At 37.7% G+C, this 21,507-nt stretch carries 20 protein-coding genes; 12 read left to right on the top strand and 8 right to left on the bottom strand.

The features are described 5' to 3' along the window. Position 1: 1 nt before the first annotated feature. From U0839_RS02025 to U0839_RS02005, 5 genes are read left to right on the top strand one after another with little or no spacing between them, the layout of a single operon-like run. The gene (locus tag U0839_RS02025) at positions 2-1,237 is read left to right on the top strand and encodes a sel1 repeat family protein (RefSeq protein ID WP_155565521.1); all 1,236 of its coding nucleotides are present in this window, start codon (positions 2-4) and stop codon (positions 1,235-1,237) included. Further along, a complete protein-coding gene (locus U0839_RS02020) occupies positions 1,234-3,186 on the top strand; it encodes a vWA domain-containing protein (protein WP_413549977.1) in 1,953 nt (650 codons plus the stop codon). The genes U0839_RS02025 and U0839_RS02020 overlap by 4 nt, the downstream gene beginning before the upstream one ends. Further along, positions 3,186-3,896: an ABC transporter ATP-binding protein gene (locus U0839_RS02015; protein WP_413549976.1), complete on the top strand. Its 711-nt coding sequence runs from the start codon at positions 3,186-3,188 to the stop codon at positions 3,894-3,896. Before U0839_RS02020 ends, U0839_RS02015 begins: the two co-directional genes overlap by 1 nt. Beyond that, positions 3,889-5,115 carry an ABC transporter permease gene (locus U0839_RS02010; RefSeq protein ID WP_413549975.1) on the top strand — a complete coding sequence of 409 codons (1,227 nt, stop codon included), beginning with the start codon at positions 3,889-3,891 and terminating at the stop codon, positions 5,113-5,115. Before U0839_RS02015 ends, U0839_RS02010 begins: the two co-directional genes overlap by 8 nt. Then, positions 5,112-6,674: a formylglycine-generating enzyme family protein gene (locus tag U0839_RS02005; RefSeq protein ID WP_413549974.1), complete on the top strand. Its 1,563-nt coding sequence runs from the start codon at positions 5,112-5,114 to the stop codon at positions 6,672-6,674. Before U0839_RS02010 ends, U0839_RS02005 begins: the two co-directional genes overlap by 4 nt. Positions 6,675-6,764: 90 nt before the next feature. Here U0839_RS02005 and U0839_RS02000 read toward each other — a convergent pair whose 3' ends face one another. Continuing rightward, on the bottom strand, positions 6,765-8,273 hold the full coding sequence (locus U0839_RS02000; protein ID WP_413549971.1) for a carboxylesterase/lipase family protein: 1,509 nt from the start codon (positions 8,271-8,273) through the stop codon (positions 6,765-6,767). A gap of 277 nt (positions 8,274-8,550) precedes the next feature. On the opposite strand from U0839_RS02000, the gene U0839_RS01995 reads away from it, so the two are divergent. Beyond that, a complete protein-coding gene (locus U0839_RS01995; RefSeq protein ID WP_413549970.1) occupies positions 8,551-9,222 on the top strand; it encodes a glycine zipper domain-containing protein in 672 nt (223 codons plus the stop codon). A 29-nt stretch (positions 9,223-9,251) separates the two neighbouring features. Continuing rightward, positions 9,252-9,716, top strand: coding sequence for a hypothetical protein (locus tag U0839_RS01990; RefSeq protein ID WP_413549967.1), 465 nt, complete (start codon positions 9,252-9,254; stop codon positions 9,714-9,716). 7 nt (positions 9,717-9,723) lie between these two features. Here the strand turns inward: U0839_RS01990 and U0839_RS01985 are convergent, their stop codons facing one another. The 7 genes from U0839_RS01985 to U0839_RS01955 form a co-directional block, all read right to left on the bottom strand. Then, complete coding sequence (locus U0839_RS01985) at positions 9,724-10,740, bottom strand: HoxN/HupN/NixA family nickel/cobalt transporter (protein WP_413549965.1); 1,017 nt, start codon at positions 10,738-10,740, stop codon at positions 9,724-9,726. Between the two features lie 81 nt (positions 10,741-10,821). Next, entirely contained in the window at positions 10,822-11,157 is a 336-nt protein-coding gene (locus U0839_RS01980; protein WP_110438064.1) for a DoxX family protein, read from the bottom strand. Between the two features lie 159 nt (positions 11,158-11,316). After that, entirely contained in the window at positions 11,317-12,345 is a 1,029-nt protein-coding gene (locus tag U0839_RS01975; RefSeq protein ID WP_155565514.1) for an isocitrate/isopropylmalate dehydrogenase family protein, read from the bottom strand. Positions 12,346-12,440: 95 nt separating this feature from the next. Further along, positions 12,441-14,198: an aminopeptidase P family protein gene (locus U0839_RS01970; protein ID WP_155565513.1), complete on the bottom strand. Its 1,758-nt coding sequence runs from the start codon at positions 14,196-14,198 to the stop codon at positions 12,441-12,443. 31 nt (positions 14,199-14,229) lie between these two features. Further along, positions 14,230-14,727: a GNAT family N-acetyltransferase gene (locus U0839_RS01965; RefSeq protein ID WP_110438061.1), complete on the bottom strand. Its 498-nt coding sequence runs from the start codon at positions 14,725-14,727 to the stop codon at positions 14,230-14,232. Then, positions 14,724-15,629, bottom strand: coding sequence for a 50S ribosomal protein L11 methyltransferase (locus tag U0839_RS01960; RefSeq protein WP_155565512.1), 906 nt, complete (start codon positions 15,627-15,629; stop codon positions 14,724-14,726). The genes U0839_RS01965 and U0839_RS01960 overlap by 4 nt, the downstream gene beginning before the upstream one ends. Next, positions 15,626-17,839, bottom strand: a complete 2,214-nt coding sequence (locus U0839_RS01955; protein WP_413549961.1) for an ATP-dependent helicase — start codon at positions 17,837-17,839, stop codon at positions 15,626-15,628. The genes U0839_RS01960 and U0839_RS01955 overlap by 4 nt, the downstream gene beginning before the upstream one ends. A gap of 50 nt (positions 17,840-17,889) precedes the next feature. Here U0839_RS01955 and U0839_RS01950 point away from each other — a divergent pair, with 50 nt between their 5' ends. The 5 genes from U0839_RS01950 to dnaQ form a co-directional block, all read left to right on the top strand. Then, on the top strand, positions 17,890-18,633 hold the full coding sequence (locus tag U0839_RS01950; protein ID WP_155565510.1) for a JAB domain-containing protein: 744 nt from the start codon (positions 17,890-17,892) through the stop codon (positions 18,631-18,633). 28 nt (positions 18,634-18,661) lie between these two features. Next, positions 18,662-19,450 carry an N-formylglutamate amidohydrolase gene (locus U0839_RS01945; RefSeq protein WP_155565509.1) on the top strand — a complete coding sequence of 263 codons (789 nt, stop codon included), beginning with the start codon at positions 18,662-18,664 and terminating at the stop codon, positions 19,448-19,450. Next, complete coding sequence (locus tag U0839_RS01940; protein WP_155565508.1) at positions 19,447-20,286, top strand: shikimate dehydrogenase; 840 nt, start codon at positions 19,447-19,449, stop codon at positions 20,284-20,286. The genes U0839_RS01945 and U0839_RS01940 overlap by 4 nt, the downstream gene beginning before the upstream one ends. A 9-nt stretch (positions 20,287-20,295) precedes the next feature. Beyond that, on the top strand, positions 20,296-20,892 hold the full coding sequence (coaE, locus tag U0839_RS01935; protein ID WP_122123632.1) for a dephospho-CoA kinase: 597 nt from the start codon (positions 20,296-20,298) through the stop codon (positions 20,890-20,892). Continuing rightward, positions 20,889-21,507 (top strand): DNA polymerase III subunit epsilon (gene dnaQ / locus U0839_RS01930; RefSeq protein ID WP_413549960.1); only part of this gene is annotated, 619 nt, incomplete at its 3' end. The genes coaE and dnaQ, both read left to right, overlap by 4 nt.

Genomic DNA, 21,507 nt, shown 5'->3' with positions numbered 1-21,507 from the left:
AATGAATTCGGTATTAAAAATTTCAGCATCAGGACCAGGTGAAGCCGCTATTACCGTAATAAGTAAGGCAGATTTGAAGGGACAGAATTTTAATATTACATTTCCACAATTTCCCTCAATTCCTGTTCAAAAGGTTATACGTCAGGAACAACAAGGAAATGATCTAGTTTTATTTATTGAAGCTGACCGTTTATGTGATTTACTGGAGGCGGGGAGCCCATGCCAGATCAAGGTTCCGGAACTGGATCTTGTCCAAACCGTAATCTGGCCTCCCATTATCGGCAAACGAAGTGTTTCCAGAAAAGTTGTTGAAAATAAAAAAATAGATGATGTCAGCAGTTCCGGGAAAGAGAAAAAAAATTTAGAAATAGTTAATAAAATAAATGGGCAACAAGAAGAACCCACTGTTTCCCTGGATCAATCGGGAGCTGAACCGGATATAGAAACTGTTGTAATGGATACTGAAAATAATCGAGTTAATCAGAATGAAAACAAACCTGATTTACCGGTTATAAATCCAGAGATACAAAAGAAACGCCCCATTTTTCCACAGAAAGAGGATTTATTGAATAGTGAAAATCTGCATGGAGAATCAAACAAGACCAGAAGCAAACTACCCTGGATAATTTTAGGATCAGGTTTGGGTCTTTTGTCGTTATTCAGCATTGGAACAGGAATTTATATAAAAAAACATCATGTTCCCAATAAAAATCCTTCTGTTAAGGAAAAAACTTTAGAAAACAAACCAGTAATAAAACAGAGTAATGATAAAAAGAATAATGATGATGGAAAACAATCTGAAAATTCCCAGAAGCAATCTTTTCCTGAATCAACCAAATCCAATTCCCAAAACAAGGCGGAGAATTTGGAATTGATGCCATTACAGGATGTTCTTAGTAAAGCTCCCAGCACATTGGCTATTACTAAAGAGGGGGAAAGGCGGTTAGAAAATAAGCAGGCTGATGATGGAATTTTGTTATTGGAAAATGCAGCATCCAAGGGGGAAAGTGAAGCAATGGTCAAGTTGGGTTTACTTTACAGTCCTGTAAATTTCAAGGTGGATGGTCCCATTCCCAGTCCTGATATGCGTGAAGCGGCACGATATTTCCAGATGGCTGCCCAAAAAGGGTCTCAAGAAGTTGGTGCCCCACGTCAAGCATTGTATGACTGGTTAAGTAAAAAAGCTGAAACTGGGGACGAGATGGCCCGTCTTACGTTAAAGGACTTTTGGCAGTGAGAAAAATTCTGAATAAATCATTAATTCTTTCGCTATTGTATTTTTCAGTAATAGAAAGTTCCTCAGTTATTTATGCTGATCCTGCTGTTTCCCCATCCTCCACACCATTGCTTATGGAAGGAAAACATAATCTTTATCAAAAAATCATAACTAGACCTGGTGTTGTCATATCAGATTCACCCTCAAATCAGAATGCGAAACCGATTGAGGGCTTCAAGGTTTTTTATGTTTATAAACGTCAGAAAGATACACAGGGAAATGAAGATTGGTTGCAGGTTGGAAGCGATACCCAGGGTCATATTGTAGGCTGGGTGCCAGCTGATAAAGTAATTAACTGGGCGCATACAATGGTTGGTGCCTTTACCAATCCGGCTGGACGCGAGCGTTCATTGTTCATGAAAAATGAGCAGGATGAAAAACAGATACTGCTGGATCAATCTGGTGGGGATAAAGCCAAGGAATTAGCAAAAAATGCACTGGCCGGTAATCCTGGCCCGGTGATAGCCATGGAACCTGAAACATATGTAGATATCACTCATAATTTCTATTTGTTGCCAATTCTTGATGCCCAGCAGATAGATCGTCCAAGTGGTCCTCCATTACGTTTGCTTCATGTCGTTTCTGCTCCGTCACAAAAAAGCAAGCCTGATTCATCACCAGCGAATTTGAGGAATTTCAAGGCCAGTTTGGTGTTTGTTATGGATACGACTGTAAGTATGGAACCCTATATTGAACAAACTCAGGCAGCGGTTAAATCATTGATTAATTCAATAAAAAATACAGCGGTTAAAGATAATTTTCGTTTTGGATTGGTTGCCTTTCGGGACAGTTTGAAAGATAATCCGTCACTGGAATATGAAACAAAGGTTTTTGCAAGACCCGATTTCAAGCAACCTGTGGATAGTGTTAACAATGCCATAGCTTCTGTTCATGATGCAAAAGTTTCGTCAAAATCTTTTGACGAGGATGCTATCGCTGGAATTAAAACCGCACTTGATGAAATTGACTGGAATCAATCAGCTGGTAAATATATTATTCTGGTGACGGATGCAGGTGCAAGGGAGGCAAATGATCCTCACAGTATAACTAAACTGGGAATTGAAGAAATCAAACAGCTTGCTGAATCGAAAGGTGTTGCTGTATTTGTTGTTCATTTATTAACGCCTGCAGGTCAGAAAATCAATAATCATACCAGGGCCGCAAGCCAATATAGAAAGCTAAGTCAGTTTGGTACGGCTGGATCCTTATATTTTCCTGTTAGGGGGGGGACACCAGAGGCTTTTTCAGAAGTGATTCAGACCCTCACAATGGCATTATTGCAACAGGTGGCGGATACAACAGGTAGACCTATAGCAGGATTGAATCCGTCAAAGAAAAATGCTCAATCTAAAAAAGCAGAGGATCAAATCAAAGTTGTCAGCCAGGCTATGCGTCTTGCCTATATGGGTAAGGAGGAAAATACTTCCGTTCCTGATGTGATTTCGAGTTATACTACAGATCGGGATTTGACTAATCCAGTTAAAAAGGCCATTGAAGTTCGTGTTCTCTTAACCAAAAACCAGTTGTCAGATTTAGCCCAATCCTTACAGATCATCTTGAAAACAGGATTAGCGGGAAGAACCGAACCACAGACATTTTTTACCCAACTTCGTTCAGCCTTTGCAACAGCGGCCCGTGATCCGCAAAAAATTTCTCAATCTAAAAATATTGGCGGATTACTGGGAGAATATTTGCAAGGTTTACCTTATAAGTCGGATATCATGAACATTTCGGAACAGGATTGGCTGGCAATGGGAGCAATTGCGCAAAGAACAGTTCTGAATAATGTCGAAAGCCGTTTACGACTTTATCAGGAATATGAGTCTCATCCTGATCTTTGGGTACAGTTAACTGGAAGCAAAGATCCTGGTGAAGCGGTTTATCCTGTTCCCTTGGAAGCCTTGCCTTGATGAGAGAATTTTCGGGAAATCCCTTTATTTTTCTTGATAATGTTGCATATGAATTTTCTGACGGAATCAAAATCAATATTGATCATGCAGAAATTAAACATGGTGATCGTATACTCATTTCCGGTCCTTCAGGATGTGGTAAAAGTACGATATTGGGAATGTTATCCTTATCCTTGAAACCGACAAAAGGACGTAATTTCTATTTTGAACAAAATGATATTTTAAAATTATGGAATAATTACAGACGGGATCAATTGGCTCATTTAAGGTTAGCATATTTTGGTTTTGTTCCGCAAACAGCAGGCCTAATTCCTTTTATAACTGTAAAGGAAAATATAACTCTACCCTTATCGATTATTGGAAAAAAGAACAAAGTCTGGTTTGATCAGTTGATTACCTTTCTTGAAATTGGACCAATTTTATCTAAAAAGCCATGTCAGGTATCTGTTGGCCAGCGTCAAAGGGTGGCTGTTGCAAGAGCATTAATCAATAGACCCATGATTGTTTTAGCGGATGAACCCACGGCTTCTGTTCATCCCACTCTAGCCGACGAAATTTTACATTTATTGGTTGAGACAGTAACGGAGGCTGGATCTGTTTTAATCATGACCTCACATGATGTTAAACGGGCGTTACAATATGGTTTAAAGGAGATGGCGTGTAATATTGACAATAAAACGAAAATAACACGGTTACGGATCCATGCATAAAAATCTGCATTTATTTTTATCCGCTAAACTTGCCTGGAAAGACTTGAAAAATGAACCAATTTTATCATTATGCCATATTCTGGGCATTGTCGCAGTTTTGGCCCCTTTAATTGTCATTGCCGGATTAAGAAGTGGTGTATTAACCAGTATTAGGCAATCATTGCTTGAAGATCCTCATGTCAGGGAAATAGTCACAATATCCAATCGTAGTTTTTCCCTTAATGATATAAAGAACATTAATTCAAATAACGATATTGCATTTATCATGCCTCGAACCCGTACATTGGCAGCAAGTTTGTTTATGGAAAATATGACTGACAAGAATAATGGTGATGGCAGGCATATCATGTTAGTACCTTCAGCCAAAGGTGACCCATTGTTAGGTAATATTTCTGCTTTTATACAAGAAAATGATGAAATTTTATTATCAGCCTCAGCGGCCAGCTATTTGCATATTCATGATGGAGACCAAGTAAATGCCATTCTTGAAAGAATATATCATAATACTAAACAGCAGATAAATTTTCCTTTGAAAGTCGTATCTGTATTGCCACCCTCCGTTACAGATAAGGATTGCGCCTTTGTATCCTTGTCTTTGGCTGTTGCCGTGGAAACCTATCAGGATGGTATTGAAGACTGGCCCGTTCAAGTTAATAATTTCAAAATACCGCCAAATATCATGTATTCTGGTTTCCGGTTATATGCCAAAAATTTGACTGATGTGCCAAAATTAGACAGGAATCTACGTAATAACAATATAGATATCATATCAAGAGCAGGAGATGTTTCTGGATTATTATCGTTAACACAACGCTTGCAATATCTTTTCATCTTAATCGCGTCATTAGGAGGGAGCGGTTTATGTATTTCATTGGGATCTGGCCTTTGGGCAAATACCGAACGTAAACACAGATCTCTGGCTTTATTGCGCTATTCTGGATTTTCTTCATTGGATTTAATTTTTTTTCCACTTTTTCAATCTTTTATTCTTGCATTTTGCGGTCTGGCGATCTCGTTCGTTGCCGCGATAGGAGCAGGAGAACTGATCAATCATTTATTTAAAAATATTCTACCACAAAATCATGTTTTATTTTTGTTGAATAAGGAATTGATTTTGGCAACTATCTGTTTAACCTTTGGGGCAAGTTTCATAATCAGTTTTTTATCGGGAAAGAGAGCTGCCAAAATACAACCATGGGAAGGGATAATTGCTTTATGAAACAAATTGTTTTGATTATTGGACTTGGTATTGGATTTTTTCCTACTATTTCAAAAGCAATAAACGCATCATGGCCAAGTAAATTTATAGATATCCATCCAATGAAGGAAGATTTTGCCTTGCCATTGCCTTGTGGTGGTAAAATGGTTTTTCGTAAGGTTGAAGTGCCGACAGAAGGTGGAGTTTTGGATGATTTACCAATTCAGATAGGGCAATCTGAAACCCAGCAAGGTTATAGCGATTATATAAGGCAAGCGCAGCTTGCAGCACCTTTTTCGAGCGGGGTGAATGGAAGTAATTTCTATTATATTGGGAAATATGACGTTACAAGAAATCAATATGATGCTCTTCTAGATCAGGATTCATGCAAACAACCCGATCAGTCAGGACAGAAAGCAGTCAATAATATTTCATGGTTTGAGGCTCAAAATTTTGCGGAAAAATGGTCTGTTTGGCTATTGCAACATGCTAAAAATTCATTGCCAAAACGTGGTAATAAATATGGTTATATCCGTTTACCTACAGAAGCGGAATGGTATTATGCTGCTCAGGGAGGCAACAAGGTTAGCGAAACGGATTTTCTTGCACCAACATGGCCAATGCCAGAAGGAATTGAAGAATATGTTATGGCTGGATCGGAACTGGCAAATGGTCAGGTTCAAACGGTAGGTAGCATGAAACCAAATCCTTTGGGGTTATATGATATGTTGGGAGAAGTGGGTCAAATGATGCAGGATTATTATCATTTGAATCGTGTGGGACGTCAGCATGGACTAACAGGTGGAATAATTGTAAAAGGTGGAAATTATACATTTAATCCATCGGATCTCAATACGGCATTACGTGAGGAGATCCCTTTATATGACCAAAATACCAATCAACCGACACATCTCGCAACCATGGGTTTTAGAGTTGTTATTTCCGCACCTACATTGGGTAGCCTGCAAGAAACCAATCAGGCTTCATCTGAGTTTGATCAATTATTGCAAAAATCCCAAAAAGTGACAGCCAATACGCATCAACTGATTGATAAGCTGAAGAAACAGACAACAGAGGCATCCTTAAAGGCCGGACTTGAACAGATATCAACACAACTGGATCAGGATGCCAGAGCTCGTAATGATTTCTTGGCGGCAACCATGCGTGCCCAAATTGAAGCGGCATCCGCTTTGGCATTAAATATTTGGGAAAATCAACATACAATATTGATTTTGGAAAAGGAATTATCGCTTTTGAATATGTTAAGCCAAAAACAAAAAAACGATATAAAATCAAACATTATCAATCATAAACAAATCTTAAATAATTCAATTGACGGGTATTTGGAAACTATCCGTAAAATAGCAGATTCATCATCGATTATTGATAGAAAAAAACAATTCACCATGATTGAAACAGCATATAAAGCTAGAAAACTCAATAATCTGGCATTTTTTGCCAATCGAATACAGGTATTGCTCTCTTTACCAAAAAGTAAGTGGACAAATGTATATGTCCTGCAAGATATGAAAAATATTCAGTCAAATCAGGCAAGAGATTCTGTGAACATCAATAATTAAAACAATAATTGCAGTCCGTAAACTTAGTGTTACAGACCTCGAGAGAGAATCATGAGACAATACAGATTTGATCTCTTAGTCAGGATTTTTTTATTTTTTTAATGCATTTTCAATATAATCCAATCTCGATTGAAATGGATCAGTTTCAAATTTGATACCGGTTGTTGAAAAATTGAGTAATTTATCAGGATGAATTTTAAATTCGGAAAATTCCGATAATCCGTCTACTTTAGGTTTTGAATATTTTGCAAAATTGACCCAGTATTTTTTTATTGCTTCTGACATGGCATTGTCTTGAGGTGTCAAGGATGAGTATACTTTGTTCAACGTTCCAAAAACATAGGGTAATTCTGATGCATGAGGTGCCCCATAGGAAGTATAAGGACGGGCTGAACTGGTAATATAGGAAAAACGATAGCGATAGACAGGAACATTTTTACTGGCAATTTGTTGTGTCAATAACCGGGTCGGTTCAAGAATTTGAATATCGGCCATAAATTGATGCAAAATTCTGGTTTCGGATAGTTTTCCATTCGGATTATAAATTTTATTGAGATCCTCTATATTCATTCCCAGCTTGCTTGCCATACCTTTCAAACCGGATTGGTTAATCATAAAACCATCACCACTCGTATCACCGATTAATGTAGGAACAGGATAAAAAGCACCTTTTTCAAAAGCACTATCAAGGGATTGCTTCAACATGATACCATCAATAACCAATCCTGAAAAATAGTCAGGTTGTAGATCATCTAAATTCAATTTATCGACAATGGTTTCAGCAGGTAGCTTACGCAAGTTTTCCAAAGCATATTCATCGTTTTGGATATTATTTTTTTTTGCGAAATTTAGGCCTGTTTTTTCTGCGTCATCAATGGTTCTGGGTGGGAAAAAGCGTGAATGCCCTGTTCCAGATTGAATAATGGCCTTATTAAATAAACCTTTTGCCTCTGAAATGGTCATTAGGGATATAATTGAGGCGCCGCCTGCAGATTCGCCAAATAAGGTGATATTATCGCTATCCCCCCCAAAAGAGGAAATATTTTTCTGTACCCATTGTAAAGCTGCAATTTGGTCCATAATTCCATAGTTTGCCCATTTGTTCTCCTCATTTTCTTGCTGCAAGTCCGGACGTGCAAAAAAACCAAAACGTCCAAGTCTATAATTGAAAGTGACAACTATAACCCCTTCATTTGCCATTGAACTGCCATCGAAGATTTCCTGATTACTTCCGCCGGAAACAAAACCACCGCCATGAATCCAGACCATTACAGGATATTTTTTTGGAGTTTCGTTTTTTTCAAAAAAGGATTTTGGCATCCAGATATTAAGATATAAGCAATCCTCGCTTGTTATAGGAAAGGTTTCTTTCTTATCCCATCGATTGGGATACTGACTGCAATTTGGTCCATATTCAGTGGTTGTTTTGATTCCCTGCCAAGGCTGAACAGGCTGTGGGGGAAACCACCTGAATGAACGAACAGGAGGCGTGGCATACGGAATCCCTTTGAAAATAGCTAGTTGGTTATCAAAATATCCCTGAAGTTTTCCTTGATTATTTAATTCAATAAAAGGATGTGATGTTGATGCTGAAGTCATTGTAATAAGTGCCAAAGATGATAAAAATGTGAGAAAAAATTGAAATATTACTTTTTTTAAAAAAGGGTATTCATACATGCGTATTGTACTTTTATATGAAATGAACAAATCTGAATGTTTATAGGCCAGTTAACTCAAATAGTATAAATAAATATCTCTTTTATGATATAATTATTACCTTACAACAATTATCGTGATTCCAAAATTTATTAAAGGATTGGATCATGAACCCATTTGGTTTAGATTATTTGTATTTAATAAAATATTAAGGTAACGTATGTCCAGATCCTATTTTAATAAAATTATTATTGGCTGTTCCTGTTTTTCACTAATGGCATGTACACCTGCCTATAATCCAAATCTATCTCCCGAACAAAATCGACAAATGCAAAGAAATTCCCAATTCAATGAAACGCTTGGGACAGGAGCATTGAGCGGTGCAGCTCTTGGGGCTTTGGTAGGAGGTTTGGCTGGTCATGGTAAGGGGGCTTTGATTGGTTCATTAAGTGGAGCGGCATTGGGAACCGGTGTTGGATATGCTGTTGCACATCGTACAGAAAATCAGCAGTTACAGGAAGATCAATTGAACAAACAAATTGCCGTCGCTCATCAGATAGCTTTAAATGCAAGTAATGACGCGCAACAGGCATCGCTGCAGGTTGCTCAATTACAGAGACAACTGGCAAACCTTAATAAACAGATAGCGTCAAAACAAATTACTGTTAGACAATATAAACAACAATTATCTCATTTTAATAATCAAAAAGCCCAATTAAACAATAAGATAAATTATTATTCTAAACAAAGTGAGCAAATGCACCAATACGCTCAGATAGCTCATGATAATCGTTTTGAGCAGGAAGCACAATCAACAGATGCAGCAGTTAGCCGTTTAAAATATGCCGAGAATATTTTAGTGAATGGCATGAACAATCAACCTGCAGGTTGATTAAAATAAATTTTCAAAAGGATTTATTAATGAAATTCTATCAATTTATCATACCCTTAACTTCATTCATGATATTAACAAACTGTTCCAATCCTCAAAGTTGTGATCCTGATAAAACAAATTTTTTTAGCGGATTGGGATGTTCTGTTGGTAATGGTTATAATAAACGCTCCCAGAATTTGAATAATCAATTGCAATATGAACAGCAAAATGCGGTAAACCAGCAACAAAATGCGGCTCAGGCTCATTCACAATCCATTAAATTGCAGTCCAGGTTAGAACAAAGACGCAATCAATTGACTCAAATAGATAATCAGGCTTGGGCTATACGGAAAAAATTGCAGGATGCTCGAGCGAATCATAGTTTGACGCAACAGCAGTTAAATCAGAAACAAAAATTGCTGGATAATTACAATGCAAAAAGATCCAGGGTAAATGATGATCCTTCACAACAGGATCTAAATGCTCTGTCAGCAATCTTGGGTAAAATGTAATGAATAATTAGGTAGCTTTCCTAAATTTATGAAATATTGTAAAGGATGAGATCCAGCAGAGTATAAATATACTGATAATTATGAAACCTGCAGACCCTAGATTTTCTTGTAATTCTTGAACTTGATCCCAAAAAAATCCGGAAAGCTTGAATTTTTCCTGTAACAATCCTAGGATCTCAATCCCACCAATGACAGTCGCGATAAAAATTGAAAGGCCAGTCATGGTTAGATTATACCATAATTTCCTTAGTGGTTCTTTAAATGCCCAATTATAGGCACCTGTCATAACAATACTGTCTGTAGTGTCAATCAAGGTCATTCCGCAAGTAAATAAAAGCGGAAAAACCATAATATCCCACGTGGCCATGCCTTTAGCTGCCTGTATGGCGGCAATTCCCAACAAACCGATCTCGGTTGCAGTATCAAATCCCAAACCGAAAAGAAAACCCAATGGTAACATATGCCATTCCTTGGACACCATGCGAAAGGCGGGTTTTAAAATTCTCGATAAAAATCCTCTTGAAGCGAGTATATTATCCATATCCTCGATTGAATAGGATTTATTTGCACGAAAATCTTTGAATATTTTCCAAATTTTCAAAAATATAAAAAAATTGATAAATGCTATGATCAACAAGAAACTGCCGGATACCAAAGTCGCTAGGGTGCCACCAATTAATTGGAATTCATCAATTTGTGTTTTGAACCGATTGGCAAAAGTTGCAACGAGCAGACAAAAAAGAATAACTATACTTGAATGACCAAGAGCAAACCATAATCCAGTGGCAAGGGAAGGTTTTTTATGTTGGGTAAATTGTCTGACAACATTATCAATGGCTGCAATGTGGTCTGCATCCACTGCATGACGCAAACCGAATACCCAAGCCAAAAACGCTGTGTTGAGAAGAAGAGGTGATTGGTAAAATGATTTCAGTGCCCAAATCCATGCAAGTATATTTGCAAGTATCAAGAAAAAATAAATGGAAATGACAGATTTTACCGGACGTTTAGGAGAAATTCGCATCAAAATCCTTGAGATATACATTAAAGCCCCTTTTATTAAAGTAATTTAACCTTAAATAAAAGGGGCATTAAAATTCAGATTTTAATTTTTTTTACACCGTAAAAGCGAGAGAGCGGCAAAAATACCAACACCATCAAGAGCGAGATCCTGTTTTCTTTTATGTTTCAAACCTGCAGCAAACATGCATGTTGCAGCTGCCAATAGGGTAAGAGCGCCCAATTTAGAGGTTTTTTTGCATAAAAGCATTGATGCCCCAGCAACTTCAAGGCCACCAACTATTTTCATATTGGTTTGAGACCAATTCATTTCAGAAAATCTTTTTTCTTGGATGCTAGCGCCTAAAACCTTGCTTGTTCCACATGCAGCAAATCCCAAACCAACAAGGGTTTTAAAGATTTTTTTGCAACATTTAGCCATAATTATAATCTCCTAAATATGAATATTTTGTAAATAAGTGTAACAATTACCATTCCAAGAAATTAAGTAAATAAATTTGAAATGAACTTATTTAAAACTGTAAATATATTTTACAAAATGCCTGTAAGAAAATCTATATAAATCGAAGATTATGATAAATTAAGCTACAGCTTGTTTTAATGCCGCCGTAATTTCTTTCGTAGTTACATCACCTCCCAGGTCACGGGTTCTGACTTTATCCTCTACAACAACCTTATGAATTGCCTTATCAATTCTTTTTGCAAGATCGTCACGCTTAACATGTTTCAACATTAAGGCTGCGGCTCTCAACACAGCGATAGGATTGGCGCAGTTTTTACCTGCTATATCTGGAGCGGAACCATGAACAGCCTCAAACATTGCCGCTTTTTCACCGATATTAGCGCCTGGTGCAAGACCCAGCCCACCTGTTAAACCTGATGTCAGGTCTGATAGAATATCCCCGAAGAGATTGGTTGTAACGATTACATCGTAGGTTTCGGGTTTTATAACCAGTTCCATCGAACAGGCATCAACAATACGTTCCTCACAGGCAATTTTGCCTTCGTATTCCTTGGCAACCTTGCGACCCTCTTCAAGAAACAGACCGCATAATTCTTTAAGAATATTGGCCTTGTGAACAAGTGTAACCTTTTTACGATTGTTTTGCACTGCATAATCAAAGGCAAATTTAACAATTCTCCGGCATTCTTTACGTGAGGTGTAACCTGCACATGTGGCGATAGCTTTCAGATCATTATCAACAGGGATATGATTTTCCATGGCAGCATAAAAACCTTCGAGATTTTCACGTACTACAACAATGTCAATATTATCAAATCTGCCACCCTGAATAAGAGTTTTGGTGGGACGAACATTTGCATAAAGTCCGAATTCCCTGCGTAGGGTAACATTGATTGAACGGTAACCTTTACCTACAGGTGTTGTCAGGGGTCCTTTCAATACCAGGCCAGTTTTGTGAATACTCTCGATTGTTGACTGAGGCAATGGATCGCCTGATGCATCCACGCCAGCCATGCCCGCAAGTTGTCTGTCCCATTTGAATGGTGCCTGAATGGCATCGAGAATTTCGATAGTTGCACCAACAATTTCGGGACCTATTCCATCGCCTGGGATAAGGGTGGCTGGAATTAGAGATTGATTTGACATAATTGTACCTTTGAATGATTCTAAATAAAAATTAAATCTATGTTAATTTCATATATTTTTATCATCGATCTCGGGGTTAATAAAGGCATCAACTATCAAATGAACGTGCACATTTTCATGAGCCATGTTTGCTCGTTTTTATTCAGATGAGGATAGATCAAATCGGTGATTTGTTTATGATAATTGTTTAACCAATTTTTTTCCTGTGGGGTTAACAAAGTTGAATTTATGATTTTCCAGTCAAAAGGGACAAGCGTTAAGGGTTTAAATTTCAAAAAGTTATCATAAGGAGCCTTGCAAACAAGTAAAAGATTTTCAAGACGGATACCATGATGTCCAGCAAGATAGTATCCTGGTTCATTGGAAAGAATCATTCCTTCTTTTAGGGAAATAGGAAAGGGTTGTGATGATATTCGACAGGGACCTTCATGTACGGAAAGATAACTTCCCACACCATGACCAGTTCCGTGATCATAATTCAAACCGTTCTGCCATAAAGCGTAACGTGCCAATACGTCAAGTTGACTCCCTGTTGTTCCAATTGGAAAAACGGCTGATGAAAGTGCGATATGGCCTTTTAGAACCATTGTTGCCTGTTCACGAATTGAGGAGGGGGCAAATTCTTTCCCCATCCAAATGGTGCGGGTGATATCTGTGGTTCCGTTTTTGTACTGCCCGCCACTGTCAATAAGGTAAAGCTGATTTTCCCTTATAATCGAGTGGTTTGTTTTTGTTGCTTGGTAATGGATAATCGCACCGTTGGAACCGGTGGCAGAGATTGCAGGAAAACTCTCCTCTTTGTAAAATTTTCCCCCGGTTTCTATTCTGAACTGGTTGAGTTTTTCTGCCACTACAGTTTCGGATTTATCAATACCTTGTTTCTCAAGCCAGAATAAAAAACGGCACATTGCAATACCATCCCTGATATGGGCATTTATGGCACCTTTTTGTTCAACTTGATTTTTGCATGACTTGGGCAACAGAATGGGATTTGTACGATAATGAATTGATATTTCTTGTTTTTCGAGAAGTTGAATAAATCCTATCGGTGTCTGATTTTTATCCAATCCTATGACAAAAGATGTGATTTTTCTTAAATCTGAATATATATCATTTCGTGAACATAATTTTACAGTGTGACCAAGAAAATCTGACAGTGTTTCGGAATATTGTTCCTGATCTGCATATAAACATACATGATCTCTATATAAAATTGCAAAAACAAGTGGGATAGGGCTATATGGAACATCGGAACCACGAATATTAAGAAGCCAGCATATAGAGGCTGGATCACAAAATATAAAAGCATCTTCATTGTTGAAAAGTAGTTCTTTTTGCAATTTTTCAATTTTATTATGATGTGATAAACCAGAAAATTCCAGAGGATGAGGTTCAATAGGTTGATTAGGATAGTCTGGTTGATCCAGCCAAAGTGTGTCTATTGGATTATCAGTTATTGGAACAAGTCTTATTTTATTATTTTGTAGTGATTCCAAGTTTTTTTGACTCATTAATCTTGGGTCATATCCTAATTTTAATTTTTGCAGATGATTGTGATCTAAGACCCATGCAAGAGGTGATTTATGGGAAATATGATGATATTCCCATAATTCTTGGTCAAGCTGCTGTTGCATTTGAAGAATATAGCGTCCATCTGAAAATACAGCAGCATTATCCGGCAATACAACAGCTATGCCTGCACTTCCCGTAAATCCAGTCAACCACGCAAGGCGTTCGGCATAAGGAGCGACATATTCATTGAGAAATTCATCCCCGCGATTGATTATAAATCCGTCAAGATGATCTTTTTTTAGTATGGAACGAAGCGAAGACAGTTTTTCTGTATGTTGCATAAGATGATTTTATTCAAGGTTATTAATGATCTTAATTTATTATTTTGTACATGAACAATAGATCCAGCCATTTTTCAAATTTTATTCCTGTTTGCGGTAAGATACCTGCATGTTTGAATCCGAACCATTCATGTAATCGTATCGAGGCCTGGTTATTGGCGGTTATGGCAGCGACCATGACATGTACATTATTTTGGGAGGCATAATTCACAAGATGCTTCATCAGTTTTTTGCCAAGTCCTTGACCCTGGGCTTCCGGAATCAGATAAACCGAATGCTCAACAGTATGTTTATACCCGTCATAGGCCCTGAAATGTCCATATGTTGCAAAACCGAGGATTTTTTGCTGTTCATTGACGGCAACAAAAATCGGGAATCCCTCTTTTTCATGGTTTTCGAACCATACTAGCTGTTCATCATAGGTGCGGACTTTTGTCATCCAGAAAGCCGTTCCATAAATAATCTCTCGATTAACGATCTGGAGGATACTGTTAAGATCCGTAATTAATGCATGGCGGATTTGAATCATGTTTCTCTCGGTTTTTTAAGAATTAATGTCGCCCAATGTCCCTGTGAAACTTTGTCTTCAAGTTTCAGACCCTGTTTTTGATGTGCGGACAATACCATTGCTGTTTGGGATACAAGTAGACCCGATAATATTGCTATACCTTCAGGCTGTAAATTTCTGGCTAGATTTCTGGCCATTTTACATAAGGGGCGTGCAAGAATATTGGCAAAAACAAGATCATATGGAGCTTGCTTTCGAATTGAAGGTGTCAGCCAACCATTACCAACCTCACAATGGACGAAATTCCCCAGTTTGTTTCTTTTAACATTTTCTCGGGCAGCTCGAACGGACCATGGTTCAATATCAACAGCCAGAACCTTTTGATGGAATAAGGCAGCTGCAGCCATTGCCAAAATTCCTGAACCACATCCAAGATCAAGAATTTTACGAGGTTTTTTATAAGCGATCTTTTCAAGGGCAATTAGGCATCCACGAGTTGAACCATGTTCACCAGATCCAAAAGCCACACCTGCATCAAGGGTTAAAACAACACGTGAAGAAGAGATTGGATCGTTTAAATGCGTGCCACGAATAATGAACATATTACCCACTTTTTGAGCAGGAAAAGATTCATATGTTTTTGCAAGCCATCCTTCTGTTTCAGTGGAATGTTTTTGGATTTCTGGAAAGAACTGGGTAAGGCCGCCTGCTAACGTAATTGCATTGTTAAGCTCTTTATCTCCATAGCCTGTATCCTTGATTCCTTCCAATCGCCAAAGATTCTTGTCTTCATTTTCCTCAAATATCCCTACGGTCGGGCAAACCGTGTTCAGGGCCTGTTCAAATATTTCAATATGTTTTTCTGGAACAATTAGTGAAATGGTTTCAAGCGCATTGGCATGCCGTTTAGTTTTTAATGTCATGATGTTTCCGTCACAAAGCTGTCTATAACGTTTTTAATTCCGGTTTTATCGAAATTGATTTCAAGCTTATTCTGTTCAGTCTTTAATACAGTTCCATAACCGAATTTTTGATGAAACACACGGGCACCTACAGGAATATTTTTAGATTTTGGCAAATTTTGACGTTGTTTATTCGGTGTAAAAATATTTCCAAAAGAAATGGTGTCTCGGGTTCCTTTTTCTTTTTTTCCAAAATTCAAATTATCAAAATAATTTGGATTACTATGGTTTCTATTGATTCTGATTGACGGATTTACAATAAACTGGCTGGGTAATTCTTCAATGAAACGGCTGGGAATTGCTGATTGCCAGTTTCCATAAATCTGGCGGTTTGCGGCATAGGATATCACCAGATTTCGCCTGGCACGGGTAATGCCAACATAAGCCAAACGTCTTTCCTCTTCCAAGCCATTCAATCCATTTTCATCCAGTGTGCGTTGTGAGGGAAAAAGGCCTTCCTCCCATCCCGGCAAAAAAACCGTATCAAATTCAAGGCCCTTGGCGGCGTGAAGTGTCATTAAATTGACCTTGTCATCTCCACTCAGTTCATCATTATCCATTATAAGAGAGATATGCTCCAAGAATTCATTCAAAGATTGAAATTCGGACATCGCCCGGAAAAGTTCCCTGATGTTTTCAAGTCTGCCTTCTGATTCAACAGAGTTGTTTTGCTGCCACATCTCAATATAGCCGCAATGATGAATCAGGTCATCAATCGCTTTGAAATGACCACCTTTTTCACTCGTGGATCTTGCCATTTCAAGTTGAAGCATCAGTTGATTCAGTTCACTCGCTACCTTACCCCTGATTATTCCCTGATTTAATGCTTGCTGTGCTGCCATCGTTAGGGAAATATTGGATTCTCGGGAAAGCAGATGCAATTTCTGAAGGGCGGCTTTGCCAATTCCGCGTTTCGGAACATTAATGATTCTTTCAAATGCCAAATCATCTGACGGCTGGGCGACAGTGCGCATGTAAGCGATGACATCGCGTATTTCAGCACGTTCATAAAACCTTACCCCGCTAATGATTTTATAGGGTATTCCCAATCTAATCATGCATTCCTCAAAAGGACGGGTTTGGGAACTGGTACGCATCAGGATTGCCATATCGCCAAATTGTTGTTCCTTTTTGTGAAAATCAATAATATTTTTACAAATGATTCTTGCCTCTTCATCGGAATCATAGGTTGAGAGAATTTTAACTTTTTCTCCTTCAACGGTGGCATTGGCAGCGTGAAGAGTTTTTCCCAATCGTTGCGAGTTAAATGATATCAAGCCTGATGCGGCACCAAGGATAGAGGAGGTTGAACGATAATTATTTTCCAAACGGATAATTTTAGCCCCTGGAAAATCCCTTTCAAATCTCAAAATATTGGTTATATCTGCCCCACGCCAGGAATATATGGATTGATCGTCATCTCCCACATAGCAAATATTGGCTTCTTGTCCATTTTTTTGGGCTAATAATTTTAACCACAAATATTGTATCATATTGGTGTCTTGATATTCATCAACCATAATATACGTAAAATAACGCTGATATTTTTCCAAGATATGTTGATGCTGGCTAAAAATATTAAACATATGCAGCATAAGATCGCCAAAATCACATGCGTTAATTTCCCGCAGGCGTTTTTGATAATGGGCATAAATTGTCTTGATTAGGGAATTTCCGGATTTATTTATTTCATCATTAGGCAAATTATCCGGTGAGTAACCCTTGTCTTTCCAGAACTGGATTGTACCAAGAATTAACTGTGGGGATACTCTTTTTGTGTCGATTGAATAAGCGGGTGTAATTTGCTTGATTAGGCGTAATTGATCATCTGTGTCCAGAATGGTGAAATTAGAGGTTAATTTGACAAGTGTAGCATTTTGCCTTAACATCCTTGCACATATTTTATGAAAACTTCCCAGCCATAATCCCTCGACTGGCTTATTTATAAGGCTGGCAATTCTTTCGCTCATTTCTCTTGAAGCTTTATTGGTAAAAGTCACCGCTAAAATCTGATTGGGATACGCTTTTCCTGAAAGGAGAATATGGGCAAAACGTGATGTTAAAACACGAGTTTTACCGGTTCCGGCACCAGCCAGCACTAGAATAGGACCTTCTGTTGTTTCAACAGCTTTTTTTTGCGTTTCGTTAAGTTGGCTTAGATATTGGGTCATTACGCTTTACAGGATTGAATTAATTTTCAATATTGTTGATAAGGTGATTGATGAAATCAAATGATAACAGGTTGAACATATTAATGGATCATAATTCTTCTTTACCCTCGAATGATAAAGGAAGCAAACCTTTTAAAAATTTGGACGGTAGGGGACATCGCAACCGTATGCGTTCAAAAATTTTATCCAGGGGAACAGATGTTCTCGAAGATTACGAGATCCTTGAAATGCTGTTATATTCAGTCATTCCCAGAAAGGATACAAAACCTTTGGCAAAACAGTTGATTAACCAGCATGGTTCTTTGGGGCATGTTATCAAAGCAAATACAGATTGTATTGATCAGATCATATACAGTAAGAGATTTACTGAATTGATACAATTCATTCAATTGGTGGCTTTGCGTCTATGCATGTCTGATTTAATTGTGCCAACAAGTTTTAAACGCTTGAATGAAATGGTTGTTTTTTTGGAAAAAAACTTTCCAAAACAGGATAAAATCAATCTTAAATCCTTGAGGATAATTTATTTAAACAGTCAATATAACTTCATCAAAGAATATTTTATGGTGTATCCATCAAAAAATTCTGTTGCGTCTATACTAAAGAAAGCAATTGAAAATGATGCGGCTCAAATTGTATTGGTACATTATGTTAATGACGAAATAAATCCTGATATGAAATATCAGATTGAACAATTCTCCAAAATGTTGCAATCAAAGGTTGGTTTTTTTGATTTAAATCTCAGTGAACATTTATTTTGTGTTAATCATCATTATGTTAGTATATTAAAATAATCCAGAACCCAACAAACTGACTGCGTTTATGTTTTACAAATCAAAATCATCCAGTATTTTATCAGTCAATGATCCTGATCCTGTGAATATGATAAACCGACATTCGATTTCACCCTTTTTGATTATTTGTGATCATGCAGGGAAATTCATTCCTGAAAAACTAAATAACCTTGGATTGGAGCCAAATGATCTTGAGCGACATATTGCTTTTGATATTGGAATAAAAGGGGTAGGGAAAAAACTTGCAAAAAAATTAAATGCCACGTTAATTCTTCAAAACTATTCAAGACTTGTCATTGATTGCAACAGAAATCCAAATCATGAAAACCTGATTATTGAAATTAGCGATAAAACAGTTATAAAAGGTAATCTTGATTTGTCTGATGAGGAAAAAAAATCACGTGTTTCATCAATTTACAATTCCTATCATGCTTGTATTGAACAGGATATTGAACGTCGACAAAATGCGCAGATTTCAACCTGTTTAATAGCGCTGCACAGTTTTACACCTCAAATGGATAATATTGAAAGACCTTGGCATGCGGGTATTTTGCATGATCGTTATCCGGAATTCGGATTAATATTCAAAAAATATCTTGAGCGATATTATGAATTTCCAATTGGAGATAATGAACCCTATCGATTAAATGAGAAGAATGATTATTCTGTTCCTTGTCATGCGTTTGGAAGAAAATTGCCATATTTGGAACTGGAGATTCGACAGGATTTAATAAGATCGGAAATTCAGCAAAGGGAATGGGCGGTTCGTCTGGCTTACTTATTGCCACTGACTTTACAGGAATACGGAAAAAGATGAATATTATAACAGGAAAGGCTAAAGTGGCTGCGGTTCTTGGATGGCCAGTTGAACATTCCCGATCTCCCCTGCTTCATAATTTTTGGTTGAATCGGTATGGAATTGACGGGGTTTACATTCCTCTGGCCGTTAAGCCTGAAAATTTCAAAAAAGTCATAATTGGCCTGTCAGCTTCGGGATTTAAAGGATGCAATATAACCATCCCCAATAAAGAAATTGCCTTTTCATGTTGTGATGAGGTTGATGAAATCGCGAGGAAAATAGGTTCTGTCAATACCTTGACTTTTAAAAATGACGGTAAGATATTTGGCACTTCTACAGATGGTGCTGGTTTTATAGAATCCCTTAGGGATCATAACATCAGAATTAAAAATTGTAATGTACTAATACTTGGAGCGGGTGGGGCTGCACGTTCGGTTATTTCATCGCTTGCCCATGAGAAAGCGAAGATTACAATAGCAAATCGCACAAATTCCAGGGCATTGCAGCTTGCTCAAGATCTTGGGACAGGTAATGTCATCGCATGGGATGCCTGGACATCTTTATTGGGTCAATATGACTTACTGGTAAATACAACCTCTTTGGGAATGGAAGGGAAAGAAAGTTTTGATTTTGATCTATCCAAAGCAAAATCAGGTTTGGTTGTTACGGATATTGTCTATGTTCCTCGTTTAACCCCTCTGTTAAAAGTGGCAAAAGAATTCAATTTGAAGACCATTGAAGGATTGGGGATGCTGCTTCACCAGGCCCGTTTCGGTTTTCGCGAATGGTTTGGAGTGGATCCCAAGGTTGATTCCGAGACAATCGAATATGTTGCCAAAACAATTAGAGAATAATATTTCATTATGAAGATATTGGGCGTAACAGGTGGAATGGGTATGGGTAAAACCACTGTATGTTCCCAGTTGCGTAAAGAGGGTTTCCCAGTTTTTGATGCAGACCATGTTGTGCATCAATTACAGGGATCTGATGGTAAAGCTTTACCATTTCTTGCCAAAGCTTTTCCCGGGTCAGTGCATGACAATATACTTGATCGATCCTATTTGAGGAAATTAATTTCACAGGATCGGAATAATCTAAAAAAAATTGAAAACATTATCCTTCCATTGGTTGATATGGAACGAAAAAAATTCATCCAATTTTGGCAGGGAAAAAGAAAATTATGGTGTGTATTGGATATTCCCTTGTTGTTCGAAAAAAAGATAGATCAAGTATGCACCAAAACTCTTTTGGTTAATGCACCAAAGCAAATTCAAAAAATACGCATTATCAATCGAGGTGGAATTTCATGGCAACAGGCTGAAATACTTATTTCCCATCAGCTTCCCAATAGTTTGAAATGTCAATGGGCGGATAGGGTTATTCAAACAGGATTGAATAGGGCATATACTTACATTCAGGTAAAGCGCTTGGCTATATTAATGAAGAAAGATCAATTATGAAAAAAAGGTCTGTCCTTTTTGATACGGAAACAACAGGTGTCAATCCAGATAATGGCGATCGAATTATAGAAATTGCCGCAATAGAGTTAGTCAATGATTTGCCAACAGATAATTTTTATCATGTTTTGATTGATCCAGGGCGAGATATTCCTGTTGAGGCAACACGAATTCATGGATTTACAATTGAAGATCTGCAAGGTAAGCCAAAATTCAAGGATATTGCTGACGAGTTTCTGAATTTTATTCAAAATGATCCCCTGATCGCGCATAATGCACCGTTTGATTTTAAATTTGTAAATTCAGAACTGAAATATATCAATCGTCCAACATTATCACTGGACAGAATGGTTGATACCTTACAAATTGCCCGCGCTCAATATCCATCCTCGCCAAATAGCCTGGATGCATTATGTCGACGGTTTTCAATAGATTTGTCAGAACGCACAACACATAACGCGTTGTTGGACTGTAAATTATTGTCAGAGGTGTATATTCAGCTTACGGGAGGCCGTCAGAGAGGATTGAGCTTTGATAATCAAACAAAGGAAAAAATAAGAAAAACCTATAAAAAAAATCATATTCATCAACCCGTTTTCATGAAAGCCACTGAAAAAG

Source organism: Commensalibacter sp. A3DC (genome assembly GCF_047307945.1).
In the GTDB taxonomy this organism is placed as follows: Bacteria; Pseudomonadota; Alphaproteobacteria; order Acetobacterales; family Acetobacteraceae; genus Commensalibacter; species Commensalibacter melissae.
This window is presented reverse-complemented; position numbering and strand designations above follow the sequence as displayed.

Coding starts and splice junctions, on each gene's coding strand:
- U0839_RS01960 (WP_155565512.1), bottom strand. CDS start 15,629: ATGACATTAAAAACTAAACGGCATGCCAATGCGCTTGAAACCATTTCA.
- coaE (WP_122123632.1), top strand. CDS start 20,296: ATGAAGATATTGGGCGTAACAGGTGGAATGGGTATGGGTAAAACCACT.
- U0839_RS01980 (WP_110438064.1), bottom strand. CDS start 11,157: ATGGCTAAATGTTGCAAAAAAATCTTTAAAACCCTTGTTGGTTTGGGA.
- U0839_RS01940 (WP_155565508.1), top strand. CDS start 19,447: ATGAATATTATAACAGGAAAGGCTAAAGTGGCTGCGGTTCTTGGATGG.
- U0839_RS01970 (WP_155565513.1), bottom strand. CDS start 14,198: ATGCAACATACAGAAAAACTGTCTTCGCTTCGTTCCATACTAAAAAAA.
- U0839_RS01975 (WP_155565514.1), bottom strand. CDS start 12,345: ATGTCAAATCAATCTCTAATTCCAGCCACCCTTATCCCAGGCGATGGA.
- U0839_RS01945 (WP_155565509.1), top strand. CDS start 18,662: ATGTTTTACAAATCAAAATCATCCAGTATTTTATCAGTCAATGATCCT.
- U0839_RS01965 (WP_110438061.1), bottom strand. CDS start 14,727: ATGATTCAAATCCGCCATGCATTAATTACGGATCTTAACAGTATCCTC.
- U0839_RS01995 (WP_413549970.1), top strand. CDS start 8,551: ATGTCCAGATCCTATTTTAATAAAATTATTATTGGCTGTTCCTGTTTT.
- U0839_RS01950 (WP_155565510.1), top strand. CDS start 17,890: ATGAAATCAAATGATAACAGGTTGAACATATTAATGGATCATAATTCT.
- U0839_RS02010 (WP_413549975.1), top strand. CDS start 3,889: ATGCATAAAAATCTGCATTTATTTTTATCCGCTAAACTTGCCTGGAAA.
- U0839_RS01955 (WP_413549961.1), bottom strand. CDS start 17,839: ATGACCCAATATCTAAGCCAACTTAACGAAACGCAAAAAAAAGCTGTT.
- U0839_RS02005 (WP_413549974.1), top strand. CDS start 5,112: ATGAAACAAATTGTTTTGATTATTGGACTTGGTATTGGATTTTTTCCT.
- U0839_RS01985 (WP_413549965.1), bottom strand. CDS start 10,740: ATGCGAATTTCTCCTAAACGTCCGGTAAAATCTGTCATTTCCATTTAT.
- U0839_RS02025 (WP_155565521.1), top strand. CDS start 2: ATGAATTCGGTATTAAAAATTTCAGCATCAGGACCAGGTGAAGCCGCT.
- U0839_RS02015 (WP_413549976.1), top strand. CDS start 3,186: ATGAGAGAATTTTCGGGAAATCCCTTTATTTTTCTTGATAATGTTGCA.
- U0839_RS01990 (WP_413549967.1), top strand. CDS start 9,252: ATGAAATTCTATCAATTTATCATACCCTTAACTTCATTCATGATATTA.
- U0839_RS02000 (WP_413549971.1), bottom strand. CDS start 8,273: ATGACTTCAGCATCAACATCACATCCTTTTATTGAATTAAATAATCAA.